Annotated in this window: 21 protein-coding genes; 8 read left to right on the top strand and 13 right to left on the bottom strand. The window is 60.6% G+C overall.

The features are described 5' to 3' along the window. Nucleotides 1–27 precede the first annotated feature (27 nt). Nucleotides 28–909, top strand: coding sequence for a cytochrome c oxidase subunit 3 (locus CTR2_RS23125; RefSeq protein ID WP_003051795.1), 882 nt, complete (start codon nucleotides 28–30; stop codon nucleotides 907–909). Between the two features lie 129 nt (nucleotides 910–1,038). Here the strand turns inward: CTR2_RS23125 and CTR2_RS23120 are convergent, their stop codons facing one another. Next, nucleotides 1,039–1,281 carry a twin transmembrane helix small protein gene (locus tag CTR2_RS23120; RefSeq protein WP_087080643.1) on the bottom strand — a complete coding sequence of 81 codons (243 nt, stop codon included), beginning with the start codon at nucleotides 1,279–1,281 and terminating at the stop codon, nucleotides 1,039–1,041. Nucleotides 1,282–1,295: 14 nt separating this feature from the next. Here CTR2_RS23120 and CTR2_RS23115 point away from each other — a divergent pair, with 14 nt between their 5' ends. The 5 genes from CTR2_RS23115 (at nucleotide 1,296) to CTR2_RS23095 (ending at nucleotide 6,407) form a co-directional block, all read left to right on the top strand. After that, nucleotides 1,296–2,108 (top strand): SURF1 family protein, encoded by an 813-nt coding sequence (locus CTR2_RS23115; RefSeq protein WP_087080645.1) that lies wholly within the window; start codon nucleotides 1,296–1,298, stop codon nucleotides 2,106–2,108. Further along, complete coding sequence (locus tag CTR2_RS23110; protein WP_140400973.1) at nucleotides 2,044–2,790, top strand: hypothetical protein; 747 nt, start codon at nucleotides 2,044–2,046, stop codon at nucleotides 2,788–2,790. Before CTR2_RS23115 ends, CTR2_RS23110 begins: the two co-directional genes overlap by 65 nt. Nucleotides 2,791–2,864: 74 nt before the next feature. Next, entirely contained in the window at nucleotides 2,865–3,788 is a 924-nt protein-coding gene (gene cyoE / locus CTR2_RS23105; RefSeq protein ID WP_087084448.1) for a heme o synthase, read from the top strand. A 6-nt stretch (nucleotides 3,789–3,794) separates the two neighbouring features. Beyond that, nucleotides 3,795–4,409, top strand: a complete 615-nt coding sequence (locus CTR2_RS23100; protein ID WP_039050833.1) for an SCO family protein — start codon at nucleotides 3,795–3,797, stop codon at nucleotides 4,407–4,409. 153 nt (nucleotides 4,410–4,562) lie between these two features. Further along, on the top strand, nucleotides 4,563–6,407 hold the full coding sequence (locus CTR2_RS23095) for a putative bifunctional diguanylate cyclase/phosphodiesterase (protein ID WP_310221924.1): 1,845 nt from the start codon (nucleotides 4,563–4,565) through the stop codon (nucleotides 6,405–6,407). 14 nt (nucleotides 6,408–6,421) lie between these two features. Here CTR2_RS23095 and CTR2_RS23090 read toward each other — a convergent pair whose 3' ends face one another. From CTR2_RS23090 to CTR2_RS23040, 11 genes are all read right to left on the bottom strand, one after another. Continuing rightward, the gene (locus CTR2_RS23090) at nucleotides 6,422–7,576 is read right to left on the bottom strand and encodes a hypothetical protein (RefSeq protein WP_087080647.1); all 1,155 of its coding nucleotides are present in this window, start codon (nucleotides 7,574–7,576) and stop codon (nucleotides 6,422–6,424) included. 29 nt (nucleotides 7,577–7,605) lie between these two features. Continuing rightward, nucleotides 7,606–8,196 (bottom strand): immunity 22 family protein, encoded by a 591-nt coding sequence (locus CTR2_RS23085; RefSeq protein WP_087080649.1) that lies wholly within the window; start codon nucleotides 8,194–8,196, stop codon nucleotides 7,606–7,608. Further along, nucleotides 8,193–8,834: a DMP19 family protein gene (locus CTR2_RS23080; protein WP_087080651.1), complete on the bottom strand. Its 642-nt coding sequence runs from the start codon at nucleotides 8,832–8,834 to the stop codon at nucleotides 8,193–8,195. Before CTR2_RS23080 ends, CTR2_RS23085 begins: the two co-directional genes overlap by 4 nt. Before the next feature lie 3 nt (nucleotides 8,835–8,837). Next, nucleotides 8,838–9,776: a DUF6999 family protein gene (locus CTR2_RS23075; RefSeq protein WP_087080652.1), complete on the bottom strand. Its 939-nt coding sequence runs from the start codon at nucleotides 9,774–9,776 to the stop codon at nucleotides 8,838–8,840. 31 nt (nucleotides 9,777–9,807) lie between these two features. Next, nucleotides 9,808–11,742, bottom strand: coding sequence for a StlD/DarB family beta-ketosynthase (locus CTR2_RS23070; protein WP_087080654.1), 1,935 nt, complete (start codon nucleotides 11,740–11,742; stop codon nucleotides 9,808–9,810). Between the two features lie 17 nt (nucleotides 11,743–11,759). Continuing rightward, nucleotides 11,760–12,680 carry a fatty acid desaturase gene (locus tag CTR2_RS23065; protein ID WP_087080656.1) on the bottom strand — a complete coding sequence of 307 codons (921 nt, stop codon included), beginning with the start codon at nucleotides 12,678–12,680 and terminating at the stop codon, nucleotides 11,760–11,762. Further along, on the bottom strand, nucleotides 12,677–13,426 hold the full coding sequence (locus CTR2_RS23060) for a sterol desaturase family protein (protein WP_087080658.1): 750 nt from the start codon (nucleotides 13,424–13,426) through the stop codon (nucleotides 12,677–12,679). The genes CTR2_RS23065 and CTR2_RS23060 overlap by 4 nt, the downstream gene beginning before the upstream one ends. Nucleotides 13,427–13,679: 253 nt before the next feature. After that, nucleotides 13,680–14,678, bottom strand: coding sequence for a Bug family tripartite tricarboxylate transporter substrate binding protein (locus CTR2_RS23055; protein ID WP_087080661.1), 999 nt, complete (start codon nucleotides 14,676–14,678; stop codon nucleotides 13,680–13,682). 142 nt (nucleotides 14,679–14,820) lie between these two features. Then, on the bottom strand, nucleotides 14,821–15,765 hold the full coding sequence (rpoH, locus tag CTR2_RS23050; RefSeq protein ID WP_003071304.1) for an RNA polymerase sigma factor RpoH: 945 nt from the start codon (nucleotides 15,763–15,765) through the stop codon (nucleotides 14,821–14,823). A 177-nt stretch (nucleotides 15,766–15,942) separates the two neighbouring features. Next, complete coding sequence (locus CTR2_RS23045) at nucleotides 15,943–16,863, bottom strand: LysR family transcriptional regulator (protein ID WP_087080663.1); 921 nt, start codon at nucleotides 16,861–16,863, stop codon at nucleotides 15,943–15,945. 49 nt (nucleotides 16,864–16,912) lie between these two features. Then, nucleotides 16,913–17,926 carry a tripartite tricarboxylate transporter substrate binding protein gene (locus CTR2_RS23040; protein WP_087080665.1) on the bottom strand — a complete coding sequence of 338 codons (1,014 nt, stop codon included), beginning with the start codon at nucleotides 17,924–17,926 and terminating at the stop codon, nucleotides 16,913–16,915. A 111-nt stretch (nucleotides 17,927–18,037) separates the two neighbouring features. Here CTR2_RS23040 and CTR2_RS23035 point away from each other — a divergent pair, with 111 nt between their 5' ends. Next, on the top strand, nucleotides 18,038–19,795 hold the full coding sequence (locus tag CTR2_RS23035; RefSeq protein WP_087080667.1) for an IlvD/Edd family dehydratase: 1,758 nt from the start codon (nucleotides 18,038–18,040) through the stop codon (nucleotides 19,793–19,795). Between the two features lie 60 nt (nucleotides 19,796–19,855). Beyond that, entirely contained in the window at nucleotides 19,856–20,488 is a 633-nt protein-coding gene (locus CTR2_RS23030) for a GntR family transcriptional regulator (protein WP_254913217.1), read from the top strand. Between the two features lie 8 nt (nucleotides 20,489–20,496). On the opposite strand, the gene CTR2_RS23025 is transcribed toward CTR2_RS23030, so the two are convergent. After that, entirely contained in the window at nucleotides 20,497–21,312 is an 816-nt protein-coding gene (locus CTR2_RS23025; protein WP_087080671.1) for a beta-keto acid cleavage family enzyme, read from the bottom strand. Nucleotides 21,313–21,323: the final 11 nt, after the last annotated feature.

Genomic DNA, 21,323 nt, shown 5'->3' with positions numbered 1-21,323 from the left:
ACGATCAACAGAGTCAGGAGCCGAGTGATGAGTGCAATCCCGCAGGGCGCAACCCCTTACTACTATGTGCCAGCCGAATCCAGCCACCCCGTGATGGCGGCCATCGGCCTGTTCTTCGTGATCCTGGGTGCCGGCACCTGGATCAACGGCCACGAATGGGGAATGTATTCCCTGTTCTTCGGCCTGGTCTGGTGGCTGGCCGTGCTCTTCGTCTGGTTCCGCGATGCGGCGCGCGAGAGCGAGGCCGGGCTCAACAGCCGCAAGATCGATCTGTCCTACCGCTGGAGCATGAGCTGGTTCATCTTCTCGGAGGTGATGTTCTTCGGCGCCTTCTTCACTGCACTGTGGTGGGCGCGCGCGCACTCGGTGCCGGCACTGGGCAGTCTGGCCAACGAGCTGCTGTGGCCCAACTTCCAGGCCGTGTGGCCCAGCGTGGCTCCCGGTGCCACGGCATCGCCCGCGAATATCGTCGAGCCGTTCAAGACCGTGGGACCGTTCTGGCTGCCCACCATCAACACGGCGCTGCTGCTGACCTCGGGCGTGACGCTGACCATCGCCCACCATGCGCTGCAGGTCAACAACCGCGCGCGCTGCATCAGCTTCATGTGGATGACGGTGATTCTGGGCTTCGTCTTCCTCTGCGTGCAGGGCTACGAGTACCACCATCTCTACAACGACTACAACCTCAAGCTCAACTCGGGCGTATTCGGCTCCACCTTCTACATGCTGACAGGCTTTCACGGTTTCCACGTGCTGGTCGGCATGCTGATGCTGTTCTTCATCACCATCCGCCTGATGAAGGGGGACTTTACCGACAAGCACCATTTCGGCTTTGAAGGTGCGGCCTGGTACTGGCACTTTGTGGACGTGGTCTGGGTCTTCCTCTACATCCTGGTGTACTGGATGTAAGACGCAGAAATAGAAGCGCCTTGCGCAAGTCCAGAATTGATTTCAGCATCGAATAATGCTGAAATCAAAGAATGGAAAGCGCAAGGCGCTTTTATTTTGGTAGCGCCAAAAGGCGCTGCGTAGCACCGGCTATTGCCCGGGCTGCCAGCCCGTGGGCTGTATCCATCCCATCTTGGCGGCCAGCAGAACGCAGAGAAACAGCGCAATCGACAAAGCCACGCGAAGGGCCAGGGCGCGGAACATCTTGCGGCTGCGCTCGGCGTCGTCGGCCGCCGAATCTTCGCTGCCGTCGCCCCTGCGCATCATGAAGAACAGCGCACTGCCAAGGCTCGCCAGGATGGCGAGAAAAGCGAGAATGATCACGAATTTCATGAACGGATTATCTGGTGCGCATTTCCCGATTTCCAGACCTCTGGCGGTTTCTCCTGATCTCCCTGGCGGCCTTGGCATGCGTGGCCGTCACTGCATCGCTGGGCTTGTGGCAACTGGGCCGGGCAGCGCAGAAGCAGGCTGTTTTCGATGCCATCACGCGCCAGCAGGCACTGGAGCCCTGGCACAACGCAGAGCTGGCCGCCGAGGTGGCTTTGGCGGCCGAATCCTCCGGCGAGGCACAGAAGGCGACGCTGCTGCATAGACCCGTGCAACTGCAGGGCCAGTGGCTGGCCGAACAGACCATCTTTCTGGACAACCGCCAGATGCAGGGCCGCGCCGGCTTCTATGTGCTCACGCCATTCAGGCTGAGTGCACCTCACGCGAGCAGGGTTGTCGTCGTGCAGCGTGGCTGGGCACCACGCAACTTCATGGACCGCTCGGTTCTGCCCGAAGTGCAGACGCCTGCAGGCACGGTCAGCATCGAGGGCCGGCTGGAGGCACCGCCGTCCAGGCTGATGGAGCTGGAAGCGGCCCATGGCGGGGCAGACCCTGATGAGCAAAAGTCGCGCATCCGACAGAATGCAGACATTGCCCTGTGGGCCCAGCAAAGCGGCTTGCCGCTGCTGGCGCTGAGCGTGGTGCAAAGCGGCAGCGCCAGCGAAGGCTTGCTGCGCGACTGGCCGCAGATCAATGCCGGTGTGCAAAAGCACTACGGCTATGCTTTTCAGTGGTTCGGACTCAGTGTCTTGGTGGTGTTGCTCTATGTCTGGTTTCAACTCGTCCGACGCTTTTACCCCCGCCGCCGCGCAGCGCAGCCCGAGGGATGAACCGCTGAGCTTTGCGGTCCACAGCCTGCCCGATCCCGCGCAGAGCCAGACACGGCAGATGCAGGCACGCAGCGGTCGCTGGAAGATGCTGGCCGTGCTGCTGGTCTGTGCGGCGCCGGTGCTGGCCTCCTATTTCACCTACTACGTGTTGCGTCCCTCGCAGCAGCGCAGTTATGGCGAGCTGATTGCCGAGCAGCCCGGCCTGCCCGATGTGCAGGCGCAGACGCTGGACGGGCGCAGCGTGAATCTGGGCAGCCTCAAGGGCCAGTGGCTGTTGATCAGCACCAGTGCCGGGGACTGCGGGCAGCGCTGCCAGGACCATCTCTATCTGCAGCGGCAGCTGCGTGAAACCCTGGGTCGTGAAAAAGACCGGCTGGACTGGGTCTGGCTCATCAGCGACCAGCAGCCCGTGCCTGAAAAAATCCTGCCCGCAGCCGAGCAGGCCACAACGCTGCGTGTGCCCGCTGCGGTGATCGGCAACTGGCTCAAGCCCGAGGCCGGGCATGCGCTGGACGAGCATCTGTATGTGGTCGATCCGCAAGGCCACTGGATGATGCGCTTTCCCGCAAGCATGGAAAAAGCCACGGCCGGCAAGGCCAAGCGTGATCTGGAGCGGTTGCTGCGCGCCTCTGCCTCATGGGACGAGGCCGGGCGAGCCACGGCTGACACGGCGGAGAAATAGCTGTTGAAACCCGCGATAGCTCGCTCTCGCAAGCGCTATCAGCGATCTGAGTCATGGTCAGCGAGGAGGGCCGCATGCAGGCAGACATCTCGGAGTTGAAAGCGCTTGTTCCAGACGCCATGGCGGCTCCCTCGCGCTGGGCGCAGTACTACGCGCTGACCAAGCCCAAGGTGGTGCAGCTCATCGTCTTCTGTGCCTTCATCGGCATGGTGCTGGCCGTGCCGGGCGTTCCCGGCTGGCAGGACTGGGGCCGCATGCTGGCGGCCTGTGCCGGCATCTGGCTGGTGGCTGCGGCGGCAGCGGCCTTCAACTGCCTGGTCGAGCGCAGCATCGATGCGCGCATGAAGCGCACGGCCTGGCGCCCCACGGCGCGCGGCGAGCTCTCGCATTCCCAGGCCTTGCTGTTTTCGGTCTTGCTCTGCGCAGCAGGTGCAGCCATCTTGTTGCTGGCCGTGAATGCTCTCACGCTGTGGCTGACGCTGGCCACCTTCATCGGCTACGCCGTGATCTACACCCTGGTGCTCAAGCCTCTGACGCCGCAGAACATCGTCATCGGCGGGGCATCGGGTGCCATGCCGCCCGTGCTGGGCTGGGCGGCGATGACGGGACAGGTCGGCCATGAGGCCCTGCTGCTGTTTCTCATCATCTTCCTCTGGACGCCGCCACATTTCTGGGCGCTGGCGCTGTACCGCGTGGAGGACTACCGCCGCGCCGGCCTGCCCATGCTGCCGGTCACGCATGGCAATGCCTTCACGCGGCTGCAGGTGTTTCTCTACACCCTGGTGCTGTTTGCCGGCTGTCTGCTGCCGTTTGTGGTGGGTATGAGCGGCTATCTCTACCTTTTTGCCGCAGTGATTCTGGGGTTGGGCTTTTGCGGTTATGGTTGGGCATTGCTGCGCAACTACTCGGACGCGCTGGCACGCAAGACCTTCCGCTTTTCCCTGATCCACCTGAGCCTGCTGTTTGCCGCGCTGCTGGTGGATCATTACCTGGCCTGACCGATCATGGATAAACGAGGTGCGCTGCGCGTACTCGGCGCTTTGGGCGCCGCAACACTGGCCGGTGCGGCCACATTGACATTGACTGGCTGCAAGGACGATAGCAAGCCCAAATTTCAGGGCGTGGATGTGACGGGCGCAGACTACGCCAAGGACATTCCGCTCACCGATGTCCACGGAAAAAAGCGCAGTCTCAAGGACTTCTCGGGCAAGGTGGTGGCCGTGTTCTTCGGTTATACCCAGTGTCCTGATGTCTGCCCCACCACGCTGCAGGAACTGCTTGAAGTCAAGCAGGCCTTGGGAGCCGATGGCGACAAGCTGCAGGCCGTGTTTGTGTCTCTGGACCCCGAGCGTGATACGCCTGAGGTGCTCAAGGCCTATCTGGCCAACTTCGACGAGAGCTTTGTGGGACTCAGCGGTACGGCCGACGAAATTGCAGCCGTGGCCAAGGACTTCAAGATCTTCTTCAAGAAGGTGCCAGGCAAGGTTGAAGGGACTTACACCCTCGATCATTCGGCCGGTACCTATCTTTTCGATCCCCAGGGCCGGTTGCGCGTGTACGAGCGCTACGGCGCGGGGCCGCAGTTGCTGACTCAGGACGTCAAGGCACTGCTGGGCTGAAGCTGTCGCGACCAGCAGCATTGGTCTCGGATTCTGAAATTTATTGTTACATGTTGGTGTTTGATATAGCGCAAAGAGAGCGTGCGATGTCGCGCGCATAGTGAGCGACTTCAAACACTTGGCAAGGCTCGATCCGGCTTTCTAGAGTTGGGCATGCAGGCCGTTGATGCAGCATGGGGAGTGGCTGCACGCAGGGACGCCAGAGTGGATATCTGGAGTCCGTATATGGCCGAGTGCCCTTTTTCTTCAATGCTCAAACCGGTGTCTGAACCGGAGCTGGCGGACTGCCAGCGCCGGTTGCGACTGGCCATGTCGGCCTGGCAGGAGGGGGTGAGTCTTTCCGTCATGCTGAGCCAGCGTGAGCAGCAGGCGCTGGATGCCGCTCCGGACGGCATTTTGCTGGTGGACCGCGACGGTAACATCGTGACGGCCAATGCCGCCATGCAGGCCATTTCAGGCTACGGGCGCGGCGAGCTCGAAGGGCAGGCGCTGGACATGCTGCTGCCGCCCGAGTTTCAGGCCGGGCACGGTCATTATCTGCGCAGCTACTTTGCCCAGCCATCGCGCCGGCCCATGGGGCTTGGTGGCGTGCTGTGGCTGCAGCGCAAGCAGGGCAATGCCGTACCGGTGGACATTGCTCTTGGCTATTTTGGCGATGACGACAAAGGCCTGGCCATTGCCTTTGTGCGCGATGTGACGGAGCTGCATCAGATGCAGCAACGCCTGAAGTTCCAGGCCACCAAGGACACCTTGACCGGCCTCAACAATCGCTGGCAATTCGGCCAGGAGCTGCAGGAGCAACTCAAGCTGGCGCAGGCCGACGGCGAAGCACTGGCCTTGCTGCAACTTGATCTCGACAACTTCAAGGCCATCAATGACGGCTACGGCCATGCCGCAGGCGATCAGCTGCTGCGGGAAGTCGCCAGGCGGCTGAAGTCCCAGTTGCGCAGCGAGGGCGTGCTGGCACGCCTGGGCGGCGACGAATTCATGGTGCTGCTGGTGGGTGAGAATGCGGCCCGATCCCGCTTCTGGAGCGAGCAGATACTGGCGGCGCTCTCCATCCCCTTCAAGCATGACGGGCTGGCACTGGATTTTGGTGCCAGCGTGGGCATTGCCCTTTATCCCGACGATGCGCAGACCGGTGACGACCTGATGCGTTTCGCCGATATGGCAATGTATAGCGCCAAGGCCCAGGGGCGCGGCCATGCGGTGTTTTTCGAACCCGCCATGGGCAAGGAAATGGCCGAACGCGTGCAACTGGCCGAGCGCTTGCGCATGGCGCTCAGCTATGGTGGCTTGCAACTGCACTACCAGCCTCAGGTCAAGGTCGAGAGTGCCGCAGTGGTGGCTGTGGAGGCCTTGCTGCGCTGGCATGATCCCTTGCTGGGAAATGTCAGTCCGGCGCGCTTTATTCCGGTGGCCGAGGCCTCGGGCCAGATCGTGGCTCTGGGCAACTATGTGCTCGACGCAGCCTGCAAGCAGATCGCCTTGTGGCTCAAGGCAGGTACGCCGCTGCGGGTAGCGGTCAATCTTTCTGCCTATCAGCTGCGGCAGGTGAATCTGGTCGAGCAGGTCAGCAGCTGCCTGCAGCGCTATCAGGTACCGCCGCAATGGCTGGAGCTGGAGGTGACCGAATCCCAGGCCATGATCAACCCGGCTCAGGGGAGCGAAGTGCTGCAGGGGCTGGCACGGCTGGGAGTGACGATTGCGCTGGATGATTTCGGCACCGGCCATTCGTCATTGGCCTATCTGCAGTATCTGCCGCTGCAGCGCGTCAAGCTGGGGCGGGAGTTTCTGTTTCCCTCGCCTTGTCGGGACAGGCTGATGGGCGGCATTGTGCATATGGCCCATGCGCTGGATCTGGAGGTGGTGGCCGAAGGTGTCGAAGAGGCCGATCAGCTGCAGCTGCTGCGCGACATCGGCTGCGAGTTCTTTCAAGGCTGGCTGCATTCGCGCGCCATGCCTGCCGAGCAGGTGGTGGACTGGCTGGCGGCATGACCGGGCGAGCGCGGCTACTGCTTCCAGTCAGGCTCGGGAAAATGCTCGTTGGATGCGGTGACGATCAGGTCCAGCTCCGGCTTGCCATCTTCGTTGAAGCGCACTCCGGGGCCCCAACGCGCCTGCTGGCGCTGGCCCGAGAACCAGAACAGCTTGCGCTCCCAGCTGCCGGGCTTGGGCGGCTTGCGGTTGGCCTGAATCAGGTGCTCCTGTATGCGTTGCAGGCCTGCCGTGAGGCGCCAGGGAGCCAGTTGCAGAAGCGCCGCTTGCAGCTCTTGCGCCCAGGGCTCTGGCGCGGGCGAGAAGCGCTGGAATGACTGACCTGCGGCAAGTCTTCGCACGCGTTCGTGCAGCTCGATACCATACAGGGAGCAGGCCTCGCTGATCCTGCCCTGCGCCATCAGCTGGCGTGCCTTGCGCTCCAGTGCCGAGCCCTTGGGGGTGTCTGCTGTCGACCACAGCCAGCGAGCATCGCTCCATTGGTGGCGGCAGTTGTAGAGAAACTCGGACGACACAAGCAATTGCCAGCCCGGCATTTTTGACTGCATGACGGATCGGACCAGCAGGCAGGGTTGGCGCTTGCGAGTGGCGGGGCCGTAGGCCGCGAGTACGGCGGTGGTGCGTGCTGCAAGGCGCCCGCGATCATCGCGCGGCCAGGATTGAAGCAGACGCATGGGCTCGACAGCGGCCACATCGGCCTTGAGCTGTTCAAGCGCCTGCTGAGCATCAGCGAGCTTGTCCAGCAGACCGAAGTTCAGGTCCTGATCCATCGACGGGACAGGGGCTTCGGTCTTCGCAGGAGATGGGCTGCAGGCCATGGCCCGGATGGTGACCTGCGCCGGTGCCGCATCGGGTGCCGTGCGCCATTCGTGCAGCAGCTGTGCAAAGCGCCCGGGGTTGCAGCTGACTTCATGGTGGATGACTTCCGCGACCGCATCGCGCAGCGTGATCCAGGCATGAAGCCGATGCTCCGCACTCAGCTGCATGGCCGCCTCATACCTGGTGGCCGAGAAAGCGCCGTTGCCACCGTGGTGCACAAAGAATTCGACATCCAGGGAGCCGGCTGCCGCGCTGCTGGTAATGCGTGTTCTGGCTGCGTCCTTGTGTTCGGCCCGGCAATCCGGCAGCTGTAGCCATTGCTGCGAAATCTGGGTAATGAAGTCTTGCATGAAGAAGGTGGAAAAGCGTCTGAGTTGTGTCAGTCGTCAAAAAGGCCGATGTAGCTCAGTCCGTTGTAGAGCTTGTCCGGATCGGTGATCGGTTCGCTGGGGTCGGCATAGACAAACATGGCGTTGGCTGTGTGCATGCCCTGGGCCGCGCAGGCCTGCACGATGAGCGCGAGGGATGTGTCGGAGTCCAGAGTGCTTTGTCCCACGATGGTGGCGACAGGGACCGGCTCGGGCAGCCAGATCATCAGCAGCAGGTCTTCGTCGAACAGAAATTGTCTGCCCAGATCCTGGCAGAAGCCGCAGCCCGTGACATCTTCGCTGCTGCTTTCGATATCTTCGACTTCCAGCTCCCAGTAGCTGTCTGCATAGTCGAAGTAACGGCCAAACTCCGCCTCGCCCAGCGGCGTATTGCCTATCCAGAAATGCAATGCAGAAAAAGGTGCGGGCGGCGGTGCCGGGCCCAGTTCCTCGACCCAGTCGAACAGGGTTCCGGGCTTGAGACGGTGGCGCTTTTCCAGTTCCGGAAACCCGCCGCCAGGTGTGCGGTTCAGCGCTTCGTCCACCAGAGCCTTGCGAAACGCCAGCGAATAGGTCTTGCCGGATTTGTTCTCAGATTTCATTGGGCGGGTCCGTAGTGCATGACCACCAGCTTGTTCAGTGGCTCCGGGTAGTCCCAGAAGGCTTCTTCGAGCTCCTGCAATTGCTCATGCTCGGCATCCATCAGCAGTGCAGGCAGATCGGAGTAGTCCACATTTTCTGACGTCTCCTCGAAGCGCCTGAGCACCGCAAACATGTCTTGCAGACATTGATGCGTGAGAGGGGCGCCTATGGCCTGCAGAGCCTGCAGGGTGAGCTGATGGTTTTCCACTCCCCAGTTGCCCAGAAACTGCAGAAAGCCACCGTTGTTGATATCGGCTTCCATGCGCCATAGAGCCACCAGCTCATGCTGGACCGGGGATATCCGCGTAACGTCCCATTGGGCGGCGAGCAGCGCGCCCATGGCCTGGTTGTAGAGCCTGTCCTGATCCAGGTCCCAGACGCTGACCATGCCTTCGGGAGATGGCTGCCACAACGCCGGCCAGTTCAGACCGTGATCCTCGTCGCTCAGAACCCAGTGCAGCCTTTGCTCGGGTGTGGCGCTTTCCAGGCGGATATGCCGCTTGATGGGCTCGGCCAGTTCACGTCCGTCCGCGAGTGCCAGCCAGATGGTCTGCTCGTCGATACGAACGCCTGTGATGCGGTTGCTTCGTGGGTCCATGGCTCAGCTTTGTGCGGCGGTCTGATCCATCGCCTTCTCGGCGGCCTGGTGCATCTTGGCCAGTTCGCGCGCGGGAATGGGGTGCTCGCCATTGGCCATGCGTGTCAGCAGCGAGTGCAGCATCTCGGTGGAGAGGCCGTGCAGCACCAGGCGGTAGGCCGCATACAGCGTAGACAAGGGCACCATGGGGTGTTTGTTGTTGAGCAGCACCAGATGCTCTGGCGAAGCCAGAATCTTGGCGCAGTAGATGGCAACGGTTTCGTCGAGCTGCAGCGAGTTGCTGGCGCGCCAGAAGTCGTTGTCGGTCAGCAGCAACTGGTAGATGGGCGTGTACAGCTCGATGGCGCTTTGCAGGTCGATGACGTTGAAGCGCCCGCGAGGCATGTCTTCGAGCCTGAGATCGGGCTCGCGGATCATGGAGAAGTCGGGCTCGGCCACGGGTACCAGTTCCTGTCCGTTCTCACGCAGTGCCTTGTTCAGGCGAATCACGAAGTTGAAGAGGTTGAGGTCGTGCTTGAGAAACAGCTCGTCCTTCACATCGTCGATTTCCATGGGCATCAATGGCGCGGTGCTGACCTTGGTCGGGGCATTGGCGGCGACGAAGGCCAGTACCTGGGAGCCCAGATGAAAGTGGCGCATGATGAGCCAGTTGGCCTCTGGCGAGAGAAACTTCTTCATGCCGAAGGCCAGCAGGCGGTGCAGCAGCATGGAGTGCGACCAGCGCTTGGGCAGAAAGATCTTCAGCGCCTGAATGATGATCATGGACAGCCGCGCCAGTGGTCGCATGGCCGGCAGAAAGAACTGGCGCGAGCTGCTGCTGCAGTCGCGCAGCCAGGCGGCCTTGACGTCATCGGGCAGAGGGGTGCTCTGGTCGAGGTAGAGCGCCAGCCAGGGGCTGGGGTCGCGCTCGTCCCAGACATGGTCGTTGAATTCGTTCTTCATGGCTCCTCGCGGTGCTTCTTGCTGTTTCTGGTTATTGCTCGGTCAGCACATGCTGAAACTGCATCAGATACATGGCAGCCGTGTTGCGTGCGGTCTGCAGTATGGCCTGCTGGGCCGTGCCTTCGCTGTCCAGCTCCAGCGCCATCTGCACGGCCAGCAGCCAGCGCTCCAGATGGTTCTCGTCGTTGGCACCGTGGTATTCGAGAAAGCGGAAGGCATCGGGCGGCAGCGGCAGGCTCTGGCGCAGCAGGGGCAGCAGGCTGGGAACGATGCGCTGACCCGTGCCTTCGATGATGTAGATGGCGCCCAGCAGGCCGATCGGGTTGGGCGTGGCAGCCAGGCTGTGCAGATAGGCATTGAGCGCTTCGCCGCCAGGGTTGCGGCGCAGGCGGTTGATATCGGTCTCGGTGCCGCCGGCCTTCAGATAATCGCTGTGCAGAATCTTGAAGTCGTTCTGCTCCTCGCCTGCATGCAGGTCGATCAGCGAGGCCAGCGTGGCATAGTCACCGGTCAGCGAGGCCGCACCTTCGCGCATCCACAGACTGCCTTCGCGCACCTGGGGAATCCAGTGGCTCATCCAGCGCAGATAGTCGGTGATCTCCAGCCGGCGCGTGCGCATGCGCTTGAGAAGAGGCGTGCGCCAGACATTGCTGCGGTAGTCCTGCCAGATGCTGGCCAGCTCGGTCAGCAGCGGCGCCAATTGCGCAGGAGCGGTGGCCGGGTCATGCGGTGCGGCGATGCTCGAAACATCGGGAAGCGCGTCATCGGCTTGCACCGCAGTTTGCACGGATTTTTGAGGGGAATCGGCCTCAATCGTTTTCTGTGCATGCGTATCCAGCTCTACTTCCCATAGCATGTAGCCTGCGGTGAAGCGGCCCGATTCGGGGATGAAGCAGAGCACGGTGTCGCCGGCTTTCAGGCTCTGGCCCTGTTTTTGCAGAAACTCCGACAGCATGATGAAGATGGACGCCGCACCCGTGTTGCCGCGCCATGCCAGATTGCTCCACCAGCGCTCGCGTGGAATGCCGAGCTGGGCCTTGTCCAGCAGCTCGTCGACCACGGGGATGAAGCGCTCCGACGAGTAGTGGCAGAGAAAGTGGTCTATGCCGCGTTCGGGCACCCAGCCCTGGTGGGCCAGGGCTGCATATTCGTGAATGCAGACATCGAACAGGTGCGGCAGCAGACGAATGTCCTGGCGCAGTGCCAGAGCGCCTGCGGCCTCGGCATCGCTCCAGGCGGGGAAGTCCAGATGACTTGTGCCACGATCGGCTGTCAGGCCCAGTTGCATGCACACGGGGTAGTCGCCGGCAAAGCTGCGCTGGTGCGTCCACTTGAGCTTGAGGCGCAGTCCGTTGGCCTGGGGCAGGGCCTTGGGACCGCCCAGCAGCACGGCGCCCGCGCCGTCGGACAGCATCCAGCGTAGGAAGTGGGCGTCAAAGTCGGTGTCATAGCCCTGGGCCGCAAAGCGTGAACGCTTGAACAGACGCGAGGGCATTTCGCTGGCCACCGACAGGGCCAGCGCATGGGCACCGCTTTCCACGGCCATGGCAGCGGCTTGCATGGCGCCCACACTGGCGGCGCAGACCCCGTGCACGGACAGCGTTTCCATGGGCGGGGCGGCCATCTCGCCCTGAATCATGCTGGCAAAGCCGGGCATCAGCGCATCGCCCCCCGAGGAGCCGCTGGACAGAAAGCCGATGTCGGAGAGCTTCTTGCCAGCCAGGGCCAGGGTCTCCTCGATAGCGCCGGCTGCCATGCGGGCGTTGCTGAATACCGTCTGGCCTTCGCCATTGATGGCGTAGTGGCGGGTCTGAATGCCGTTCTCGGCTAGGATGCGGCGCTTGATGCGCTCGGAGATGCGGTTCAGCGGTGCGACAAACGCATCCATGCCAGCATTGTCCACCGGGGCACCAGGCAGAAACATGCCGGCAGATTGCAGATAGACGTTGGAATAGGCGACAGGCATAGATCCTCAACAGGTTTTTACTTCACAGCGTCGGGCGGCATCTGCGGCTCGGTTCTTGCCGCGGGCCAGACCAGACCCAATACAAACACGCGTCCCATATAAGGCAGCAGGCCACCTTCGTTCAATGCAGGAGTGACCCGTTGGCGGTAAATGCGCTCATGCAGTCCGCTCAGTTCGGACCAGTGGGCATGCGGGCATTCATGGTGCGCGGTGTGCAGGCCAATATTAAAAAGCAGGGGGTTGACCAGGCCTTCAAAGTTGCGTGCGTAGTTCAGCTCGATACCCGGAGTACTGCGCTGTGCTCTGGTCAGTGGCCTTCCATCGGCATGGGCATGCTGCAGATAGTTGGTAGCCAGCAGCCAGTGCAGGCCGTGCAACTGGGGAACGATGATGAAGATCAAGGCCTTCTGCCAGTCCAGCCAGAGAAAAAAGCCCCAGCTGCCCAGCCACAGCAGGTATTGCCCCATGCAGTAGCGAAAGGCGCCAGGCCAGTGACGGCGCAGATTGTTCAGCCAGCGAAAGAACAGTGGATACAGCACGAAAGCCGCCTGAACCGGGTGAAGCAGATAGCCCCATAGATGATTGGTATCACCGCCCCATTCAGGCCGGTAGGTGCGTGCCAGATCGCGCGGCCCATGGCGAAATCGATGATGATTGGCCACATGGGCGGGCCAGAACACAAAGGTGGGGTGACCTTGAAGCAGGGTCAGCCAGTAGTCGGTGAAGCGGTTGGTCCAGCGCCCCCACCACATGCGCACATGGGTGTGGTTGTGGTGAATCACGCCTACGCCCAAGGTCAGAAACAGCTCGATGCTGTAGAGAATGAAGCTGAAGCCATGCCTCCATTGCCACCACACGAGCAGCGGCAGCAGAAGCATGTAGAAGACGGATTGCCAGTCGCGCCAATGGCGCAGGACGGGATAGCGGCGCCTGCTCATTCAGCGATGGGTGCTTTGGGGAGCGCTGTGTCCGTCACCCGCGTACGCATGAGCTGGTCCATGAAGGCCAGCGCAAAGCCATAGTTGCCTGCCGGGCGCGCGTGGTGCAGATGGTGACGGCGGCTGGCAGCCAGTGGATGGGTATCTGAGACTGAGGGGAAAAAATCGTAGTTGGAGTGGCCGATCAGATTCAGGATCAGGCTCAGCACCGGCACCGAGGCCAGTGACCAGAAATAGAAGTCATGCACCAGCATGGGCAGCAAGATGATGTTGCCCAGCATCAGCGCCTCGATAGGGTGAAAACTGTAGGTGGACCAGGGTGTGGTCACCACGGAGCGATGATGGTCGCCGTGATAGCGCACCAGGCGGCGCGTGTGCAGCAGGCGGTGGTTGATCCAGAAGTGCACATCGTTCCAGATCAGCAGCGCAAAGATCTCCACAGTGATGCGTCCAGCACTGGCTGTGGGCGAGAGCTGGGCCCAGCCCAGTTGCAGAAAGCCCCAGGGAACGAGCATGCCTATGCCGAAGATCAGTATGGAATGAAAGGACTGGCGCCATTCACGGTGCAACTGGTCGGGCTTGAGCGGACGGATATCCAGCGGCCTGCCAATACCGGCACGGGCAAGAGATGCCGTCAGAGCGCCCATGAGCAGGCCGCCCAGCAGATAAATACCCCCGAAAAAAAACAGGCCCAATGCCATGACTTGCCAGGCATTGAGTTGCGTGAACCAGGTACCAGCGTCCATGAAGGCTCCAAAAGCGGTGGCGCTGCCCTAGATACAACAATGCGCCCGACGGCATAGCGTAAACCCATGCCTGTCGGGCGCATGATAAAGGACGCCGCAGTAGCTTCAGCCGATACCCGGAGTAGTGCTCAGAGCTCGGGACGTCGGAAAACTGGAGCTGCCCCAACCGGGAGATGGCCAGCAAGGTCCGCCCCGCAGCAAAGGCCTTCGTCCCCCGCTGGGGGAGGACGCAAAGCGGCTCAGGGGGAGACTTTTATTGTGCCGTGATGCCCTGCTCGCGAATGATGGTGCCCAGGGCCTTCACGTCCTGCTGGATGCGGTTGCTCAGGCCCTCGGGCGAACTGCCCACGGCTTGCCAGCCTTGCATGGACAGCTTCTGGCGCATCTCTGACGTGCGCACGATCTCGCTGACGGCGGCCGCCAGCTTGTCCACATGGGCCTTGGGCATGGACCTGGGCGCTGCCACGGCGTTCCAGATTTCCAGGTCGAAGTTGTTGACGCCGAGCTCCTTGAGGCTGGGAAGGCCGGGAGCCAGCGGGCTGCGTGCTGCAGAGGTCACTCCAATGCCGTGCAGCTTGCCAGCCTGAATCTGTGCCATAGCCAGTGCCGGAGGGAGCATGGATAGCTTCAAATCGCCGCCCTGAATGCCGTTGAACACTTGGGGATAGCCGGTATAGGGCACGTGCACGGCCTTGATGGCCGAGCGACTCTTGAGCAGTTCCATGCCCAGATGGCCCACGGTACCGACACCGGGCGAGCCATAGCTCCATTTGTCGCCAGCCTTGGCGGCAGCTTCCATAAAGGCCTTGCCTTGTGGGGCCGATGCAGGGGCCACCAGTACCAGCGGAGCCACGCCGATCAGGCTCACGGGCTGCAGGTCCTTGATGGGGTCATAGCGCACGGCAGGGTTGAGCATCTTGGCAATGGTCATATTGCCGTTGATCATCACGCTGAAGGTATAGCCATCTGCCTTGGCGACATATTCGCCGGCGATATTGCCGCCGGCCCCCACGCGGTTTTCCACGATGATGGTCTGACCCAGCTTCTTCTCCAATGGCTCGGCCAATGCGCGGGCTGTCAGGTCGGGCGAGGAGCCTGCGGGGAAGCCCACGATCAGATGCAGGGGCTTGTCGGGCCAGTTGTCGGCTGCCAGGACGGCCGGAGCCATTGCTGTCGCCACCATGGCGACTCCTGCCGCAACCAGGCTGCGGCGGGACAGGTTCTTCAAGATGCGCGAAGTGCGAATAGGCATGGCAGGTCTCTTTTGAATTCTTGATAGGCGATCGGTGTGCATGAGAACATGCATCAATGCCGAAAAATAAAAAACCCGGAAATTATCCGGGTTTGAGGTTCAGCATTTCAGCCTTTTAAAGGCTTGGAGCGCAAGTTGGCGTTTACGCAAACTCGGCCAGCGCTTTTTTCATCTTTTTCATGGCGGCTACCTCAATCTGGCGAATGCGCTCGGCGCTCACACCGTATTCGGCAGCCAGCTCATGCAGCGTCATGCCGCCAGAGCCGTCGTCATTGACCTTGAGCCAGCGCTCTTCAACGATGCGGCGGCTACGGTCATCCAGGCCCTCCAGTGCCATGACCAAGCCATCGGTGGCCAGATGATCGCGCTGGCGCGATTCGAGCATGGCTGTAGGCTCGTGACTGGCATCAGCCAGGTAGGCGATAGGGCCGAAGGCCTGTTCTCCATCATCACTGGGAGAGGGATCCAGCAGCACATCGCCACCAGCCAGACGGGTCTCCATCTCGATGACTTCCTCACGCTTGACGTTGAGCTTGGCAGCGACCGCGTCAATTTCGTTCGAGGTCAGCGTCTCGCGCAGGGCCAACTCTTCGTCCGCCATGGCGGCATCGGACTTCAGGTCATGCTTCATCGAGCGCAGATTGAAGAACAGCTTGCGTTGGGCCTTGGTCGTGGCGACCTTGACCATGCGCCAGTTCTTCAGAATGTATTCGTGGATTTCCGCCTTGATCCAGTGCATGGCGTAGCTGACCAGACGCACGCCCTGATCGGGGTCGAATCGTTTGACAGCCTTCATCAGGCCCACATTGCCTTCCTGAATCAGGTCGCCGTGAGGCAGACCATAGCCCAGGTACTGGCGCGAGATGGAGACGACCAGACGCAGGTGGGACATCACCAGACGCCCGGCGGCGTCCAGATCATTGTGTTCTTTGAGCTTGCGAGCGTAGTCCTGCTCTTCCTCAAGGGTGAGCATTGGCATACGATTGACCGCCGAGATATAGGCATCCAGGTTGCCCAGCGGAGGTACCAGCGCCCAGGGGTTCGCGGGCGCCAAGGCAGTAGCAATGGAGCCGGAGGCAGTTTTCATTGCAGGTTTCCTTTCTTCCATGATCTTCATATTAGCACTCCGTTAGAGAGAGTGCTAAAGACAAAGTTCCCACAGCTTTTGTTGGTTTTTTGACGGCGCAGGCGGCTTGTGTCGATTCGTGGAGAATTTTTTACATTCCCTTCGACCTCTCTCTTTTCCGGAATCTGCAGCAGTGCTCTAGCTTGAATGAGAGGCCAGGTTGTGCAGGCTCGCTCTGATTAACGCCTCCAATGCCTTGGCCGCCGAGCTTCGAGGTGCGTGGCGGCGCGTCACTATGCCCAAGGGACGTTGAATTCCAGGGGCCGACAAAGGAATCTGCACAAGGCGGTCAGCTTGTAACAGCGATACGGCTGTTTCAGGCAGTGCACTGATGCCCAGACCGGCACTGACCAAGGCTCCAATAGTTGCAATATGGTCAACTTCAAAGACAGGTGCGAAATAAAGCCCTTTTGAGTGCAGATCCGCATCAATGTACTGGCGGACGCTGGCAGAACTGGGCATGGAGACATGCGGGTAGTCCAGAGTGGTCTCGATCGGGACGTGACCTGTCTGCCTGGATAGAGGGTGGTCATCAGGACAGATGAGAAAGAACTGGTCCTCCATCAATTGCTCATATGCGAGGTCTTCTTGCTTGGGATCTGCTGCAGTGAGTGCAAAGTCAACTTTGCCGTCACGAACGAGATCAAATGCAGGGCCTGATAAGGTATCAAGCAAGGACAAGCGTACCTCGGGATGAATCCGCGTGAATTCGGCAAAGACCTTTGGCAGCAGCGAGGCGGCCAAAGAAGGAAGTGCGGCAACAGTCACCGATCCCGTTCTGAGTTGGACGGTGTCCGTCACGGCTCGTAGGGCACGCTGCGTATCTCGCAAGATCTCCTGGGCATGGGAAATAAAAACATGCCCCGCATCGGTCAGCTCGACAGCGCGAGTGGTGCGCTCAAACAGTCTTGCTCCGATCTGGGCTTCTACACGCGCAATCAGGGCCGACAGCGCAGATTGTGAGAGGTGAACCAGGAGGGCGGCTTGACCAAAGCTCTTGGTCTGGCTCAGGGCTACTACCGCTCTCAGGTCTTTGGTTGATAGGTTGGCTTCCACCACAGCAGTATAGGTAGCGGAGCTGCAGCGTCCGCAGCTCCGTTATCTTCGCTTATTCAGCCTTGATGTCGCTGTCTTTGATCAATCGGGCCCACTTGGCGTACTCGGCGTTGATGATCTTGGCCGACTCGTCCGGCGTGCTGTAGGTAGCAATAGTGCCCTGGGCGAGCATGGAGTCCTTGACATCCTGCTTGGACAGAATCACTTTCAGCGCTGAATTGATCTTCTGAATGACTGCACCTGGAGTTCCTGCAGGTGCCGAAAGTGCAAACATGGAGCTGACCTGCATGTCTGGAAATCCAGCTTCCACGACAGTAGCGATGTCTGGAATCGAGGCAACGCGTTCTTTGGTCGTGGTGGCCAGGGCCCGGAGCTTGCCTGCCTTGATCTGACTTTGTGCGGCAGGAACGGTGTCAATCATGGCATTGATCTGACCGCCGAGCAGATCGGAAAGAGCGGGTCCGCTGCCTTTGTAGGGCACATGAACGACTTCAACCTGTGTCTGACGCTTGAACATCTCGATCGAGAGATGCTGAGGCGAGCCATTGCCTGCGGATGCAAACGTGATGCTGCCGGGGCTGGCCTTGGCAAGGGCTACCAGTTCCTTGACGGATTTCGCCTGAACACTGGGGTTGACCACAAATACCAGCGGAACGGTGCCCACGACCGAGATGTGAGAGAAGCTCTTATGGATGTCAAAAGGAGTCGCAGCAGGCGTTAGCGCTGCATTGATGGTGTGGCTTGTGAATGCACCCATCAGCAAGGTGTAGCCATCGGCAGGTGATTTGGCGACTTGACCTGCACCAAGGCTGCCGCCAGCTCCGGCGCGATTGTCGACGACGAACTGCTGCCCGAGTGCGTCTGAAAGCTGCTTGGCAAGAACGCGGCCGATGACATCTGTCGCTCCGCCCGGCGCATAGGGAACCACCAGCCTCACGGGTTTGGTGGGGTAGTCAGTTTGCGCACAGGCTGCTCCCGATGCACCAGATGCGACGAGGGCGGTTGCAACCAGGTTAATGAGCTTGCGGCGGCGCATGACCGGATCAACGAGTTCTGTGGGTTTCATGAAGTCTCCTTTAGGGTTTTCAGGTATGCGCTTTCTTGTTTGAGCGCTCGATTTTTTCTTTAATCAATAATATTATTAATAATCAGTGCATCAACAATGGTTAACCCTCCCATGACGAACAAGCCAGACCAGCAAGCCACGATTCATCCGGAAGCCGCTTCGAGCGGCATTTCCAAAGGACTCACCAACTACGGTGATCGCGGTTTCTCTCTCTTTTTGCGCAAGGCCTTCATCAAGGGGGCGGGCTATACCGACAAGGCTCTGGATAGGCCTGTGATCGGTATCACGAACACAGGCAGCTCCTACAACCCTTGTCACGGAAACATGCCGCAGTTGATCGAGGCGGTGAAGCGCGGCATCCTGATGGCAGGTGGCCTGCCCATGGACTTCCCGACCATCTCGCTGCACGAGAGCTTTTCTCAGCCGACCAGCATGTATCTGCGCAACCTCATGTCCATGGACACAGAGGAGATGCTGCGAGCCCAGCCCATGGATGCGGTCGTGCTGATCGGGGGGTGTGACAAGACAGTGCCGGCTCAACTGATGGGCGCCGCTTCGGTCGGACTGCCGGCAGTGCAACTGGTCACCGGCTCCATGCTCACGGGATCGCATCGAAGCGAAAGAGTGGGGGCCTGCACCGATTGCCGACGCTACTGGGGAAAATTTCGTGCCGAAGAAATTGATGCGGAGGAAATTTCCGACGTCAACAATCAGCTCGTCGCCAGTGTGGGCACCTGCTCGGTGGCAGGCACTGCCAGCACGATGGCCTGCATTGCAGAGGCTCTGGGAATTGGCCTTCCTGGCAGTGCGACCCCTCCAGCGGTCACTGCCGATCGCATTCGAATTGCGGAGCGATCCGGTGAGGTGGCCGTGCATATGGCGCGTGCAGGGTTGAGCATTGACAAGATTCTCACGCCTGCTGCCTTCGAAAACGCCATGCGCGTGCTGCTGGCCATGGGGGGCTCGACCAATGCCATCGTGCATCTGGCCGCGATCGCGGGTCGTCTGGGCTACGAGCTGGATCTCAAGGCCTTGGACGTCATGAGTCGCAATACCCCGGTGTTGCTCGACCTCAAGCCGTCCGGTGACCACTACATGGAGGACTTTCATGCAGCAGGCGGCATGCATACCCTGCTTCGAGAGCTCAAGCCCCTGCTGCACCTGGATGCACTGACCGTGACGGGGCGCACCCTGGGCGAGGAACTGGAGGCGGCAGGTCCCGGCTTCAAGCAGCATGTGGTCAAGACTCTGGATGCCCCCTTGTATCCACAGGGAGGCATTGCCGTGCTGCATGGCAATCTTGCCCCAGCAGGAGCCATCATCAAGCAGTCCGCAGCCAACCCCGAGCTGATGGAGCATGAGGGCCGTGCCGTTGTCTTCGAGAATGCGGAGGATCTGGCGGCGCGTATCGACTCGCCCGAGCTGGATGTTCGGGCCGAGGATGTGCTGGTGCTCAAGAACATCGGCCCCAAAGGAGCGGCGATGCCGGAAGCGGGATACCTGCCCATTCCCAAGAAGCTCGCTGCCCAAGGCGTGAAAGACATGGTGCGCGTCTCCGATGGCCGAATGAGTGGCACCGCTTTCGGCACCATCGTCCTGCATGTGACGCCGGAGGCGGCGATTGGCGGACCCTTGGCCTGGGTGCAAACCGGGGACAGAATTCGCCTGTCGGTGCGCGAGCGCTGTATTGAATGGCTGGTCAGTGATGAAGAGCTGGCTATGCGTCAGAATGCCAAGCCTGTTCAAGTTCCTGCAGCGGAGCGCGGTTACGCGCATCTGTTCAAGAAAACTGTTTTGCAGGCTGACCGTGGCGCAGACTTTGATTTCTTGACTGCGACGGAACGCAAGGGTTCGATTCCAAGGAGTTAAGTTCATATGCCGACGGGCGCTTTTGCCAAGGAGCGCCGTCCATCCGAGGACGGTGCATCCGTGATTGCCGCGACATTGGAGGAAGACATTGTTCTGGGCCTCTTGGCTCCCAGAGTGCGTCTTGTTGAAGATGAGCTGATGGAAAGATTCGCAGCCAAACGCCATGTGGTGCGAGATGCGTTGGCTCAGCTCGAGAGTGCTGGCCTGCTTGAGCGCAGGCGCAATATCGGCTCCATGGTGAAGGCTTTCAGCAGAGAGGAAGTCGTTCATCTCTACGAAATGAGAGAACTGCTTGAGCTGGAGGCGATGCGCAGAATTGTGCTGCCTCTGGACCGTGACGCTCTGGAGCAGCTCAGGCGCATTCAGGCCGGGCACGACGCAGCGATCCAGCAACAGGACCCGCGCGGCATTTTTCGGACCAACCAGGAGTTTCATCGGCTTTTGTTTGCTCAATGCGGCAATGTTTTCTTGTCGCAATCCATCGAAGACTTCGCCCGCCAAACGCATGCGATTCGATTTGGAACGCTGATGTCCAGAGAGCGTCAGCTGCAATCCCAACAGGAGCATCACGAGTTGCTGGCGGTACTGGCGCAGGGGGAGGGGTCGAGGGAGCGCCTGATCCGTCTGACGGCAGAGCATCTTGTGCCTCCAAGAGACCACTACTTGAAGACACAAGAGGCGCTGCTGCCTTGAAGTGCTGATCAGTTCAGGAACAGGCTTCGAATATCGTGAGCCGTGGCCAGCGGACGGCCCAGCGCTGCGGCCCCCTGGCAGACCTGGGCGACCAAGGCTGCATTGCTTGCCGCCGGCTCACCGCTCTTCAGGAACAGGTTGTTCTCGAAGCCGACGCGCGCATGCCCTCCAAGGCTGGCAGCAGCCATCGCGCATGCATTTTCCTGAGGGCCGAAGGCGCACATTGCCCATGGATAGGTGTCGTCATGGGCATTCAGGAACGGCAGCAGATCGATGGGCGAAGAGGTCTGACCGGCAGAGTAGCGGCCCAGTACGAAAAGCAGAAACCATTTGTTTTCCGGGATGACGCCGCCTGCAAGCAGGTGCTGCCAGGCCTGCACGTCCGCCACGTCATACAAAATGATCTGGGTCATCACATTGCTCTGCTTGAGCCATGTGAAGAAGGACCGGATATCCGTTTCGGGAACTTCAGGTTTGAGTATTTCGCGCAAGCCGACGGAGATCGCTTCCGGCGCTGTTTCTCGTGCGACCCGCATCTGCTCGTATGGCTGATAGACCTGAGCCGCTTCAGTGGTGACCTGAACCACCAGTTCCTGGCCCACCGCTTTGCGCACTGCAGCAGTGGCTTCAAGATAGGCGTGGGCATCGAGCAAATGCTTGCCGTCAGGCTTGCGCACATGCATATGGATCATGGATGCACCGGATTCCAGGCATTCCTTGGCCGTCTGTGCCAGATCGCGAGCAGTCAATGGAACCTCGGGGTGCTGCTCCCTGGTCTTGTAGGCTCCGTTGGGAGCGACGGTGATGATCAGAGGTGTATTCATCATGCGCTCCT

Origin of the sequence: Comamonas thiooxydans (assembly GCF_002157685.2) — a bacterium.
Lineage (GTDB): Bacteria > Pseudomonadota > Gammaproteobacteria > Burkholderiales > Burkholderiaceae_C > Comamonas > Comamonas testosteroni_H.
This window is presented reverse-complemented; position numbering and strand designations above follow the sequence as displayed.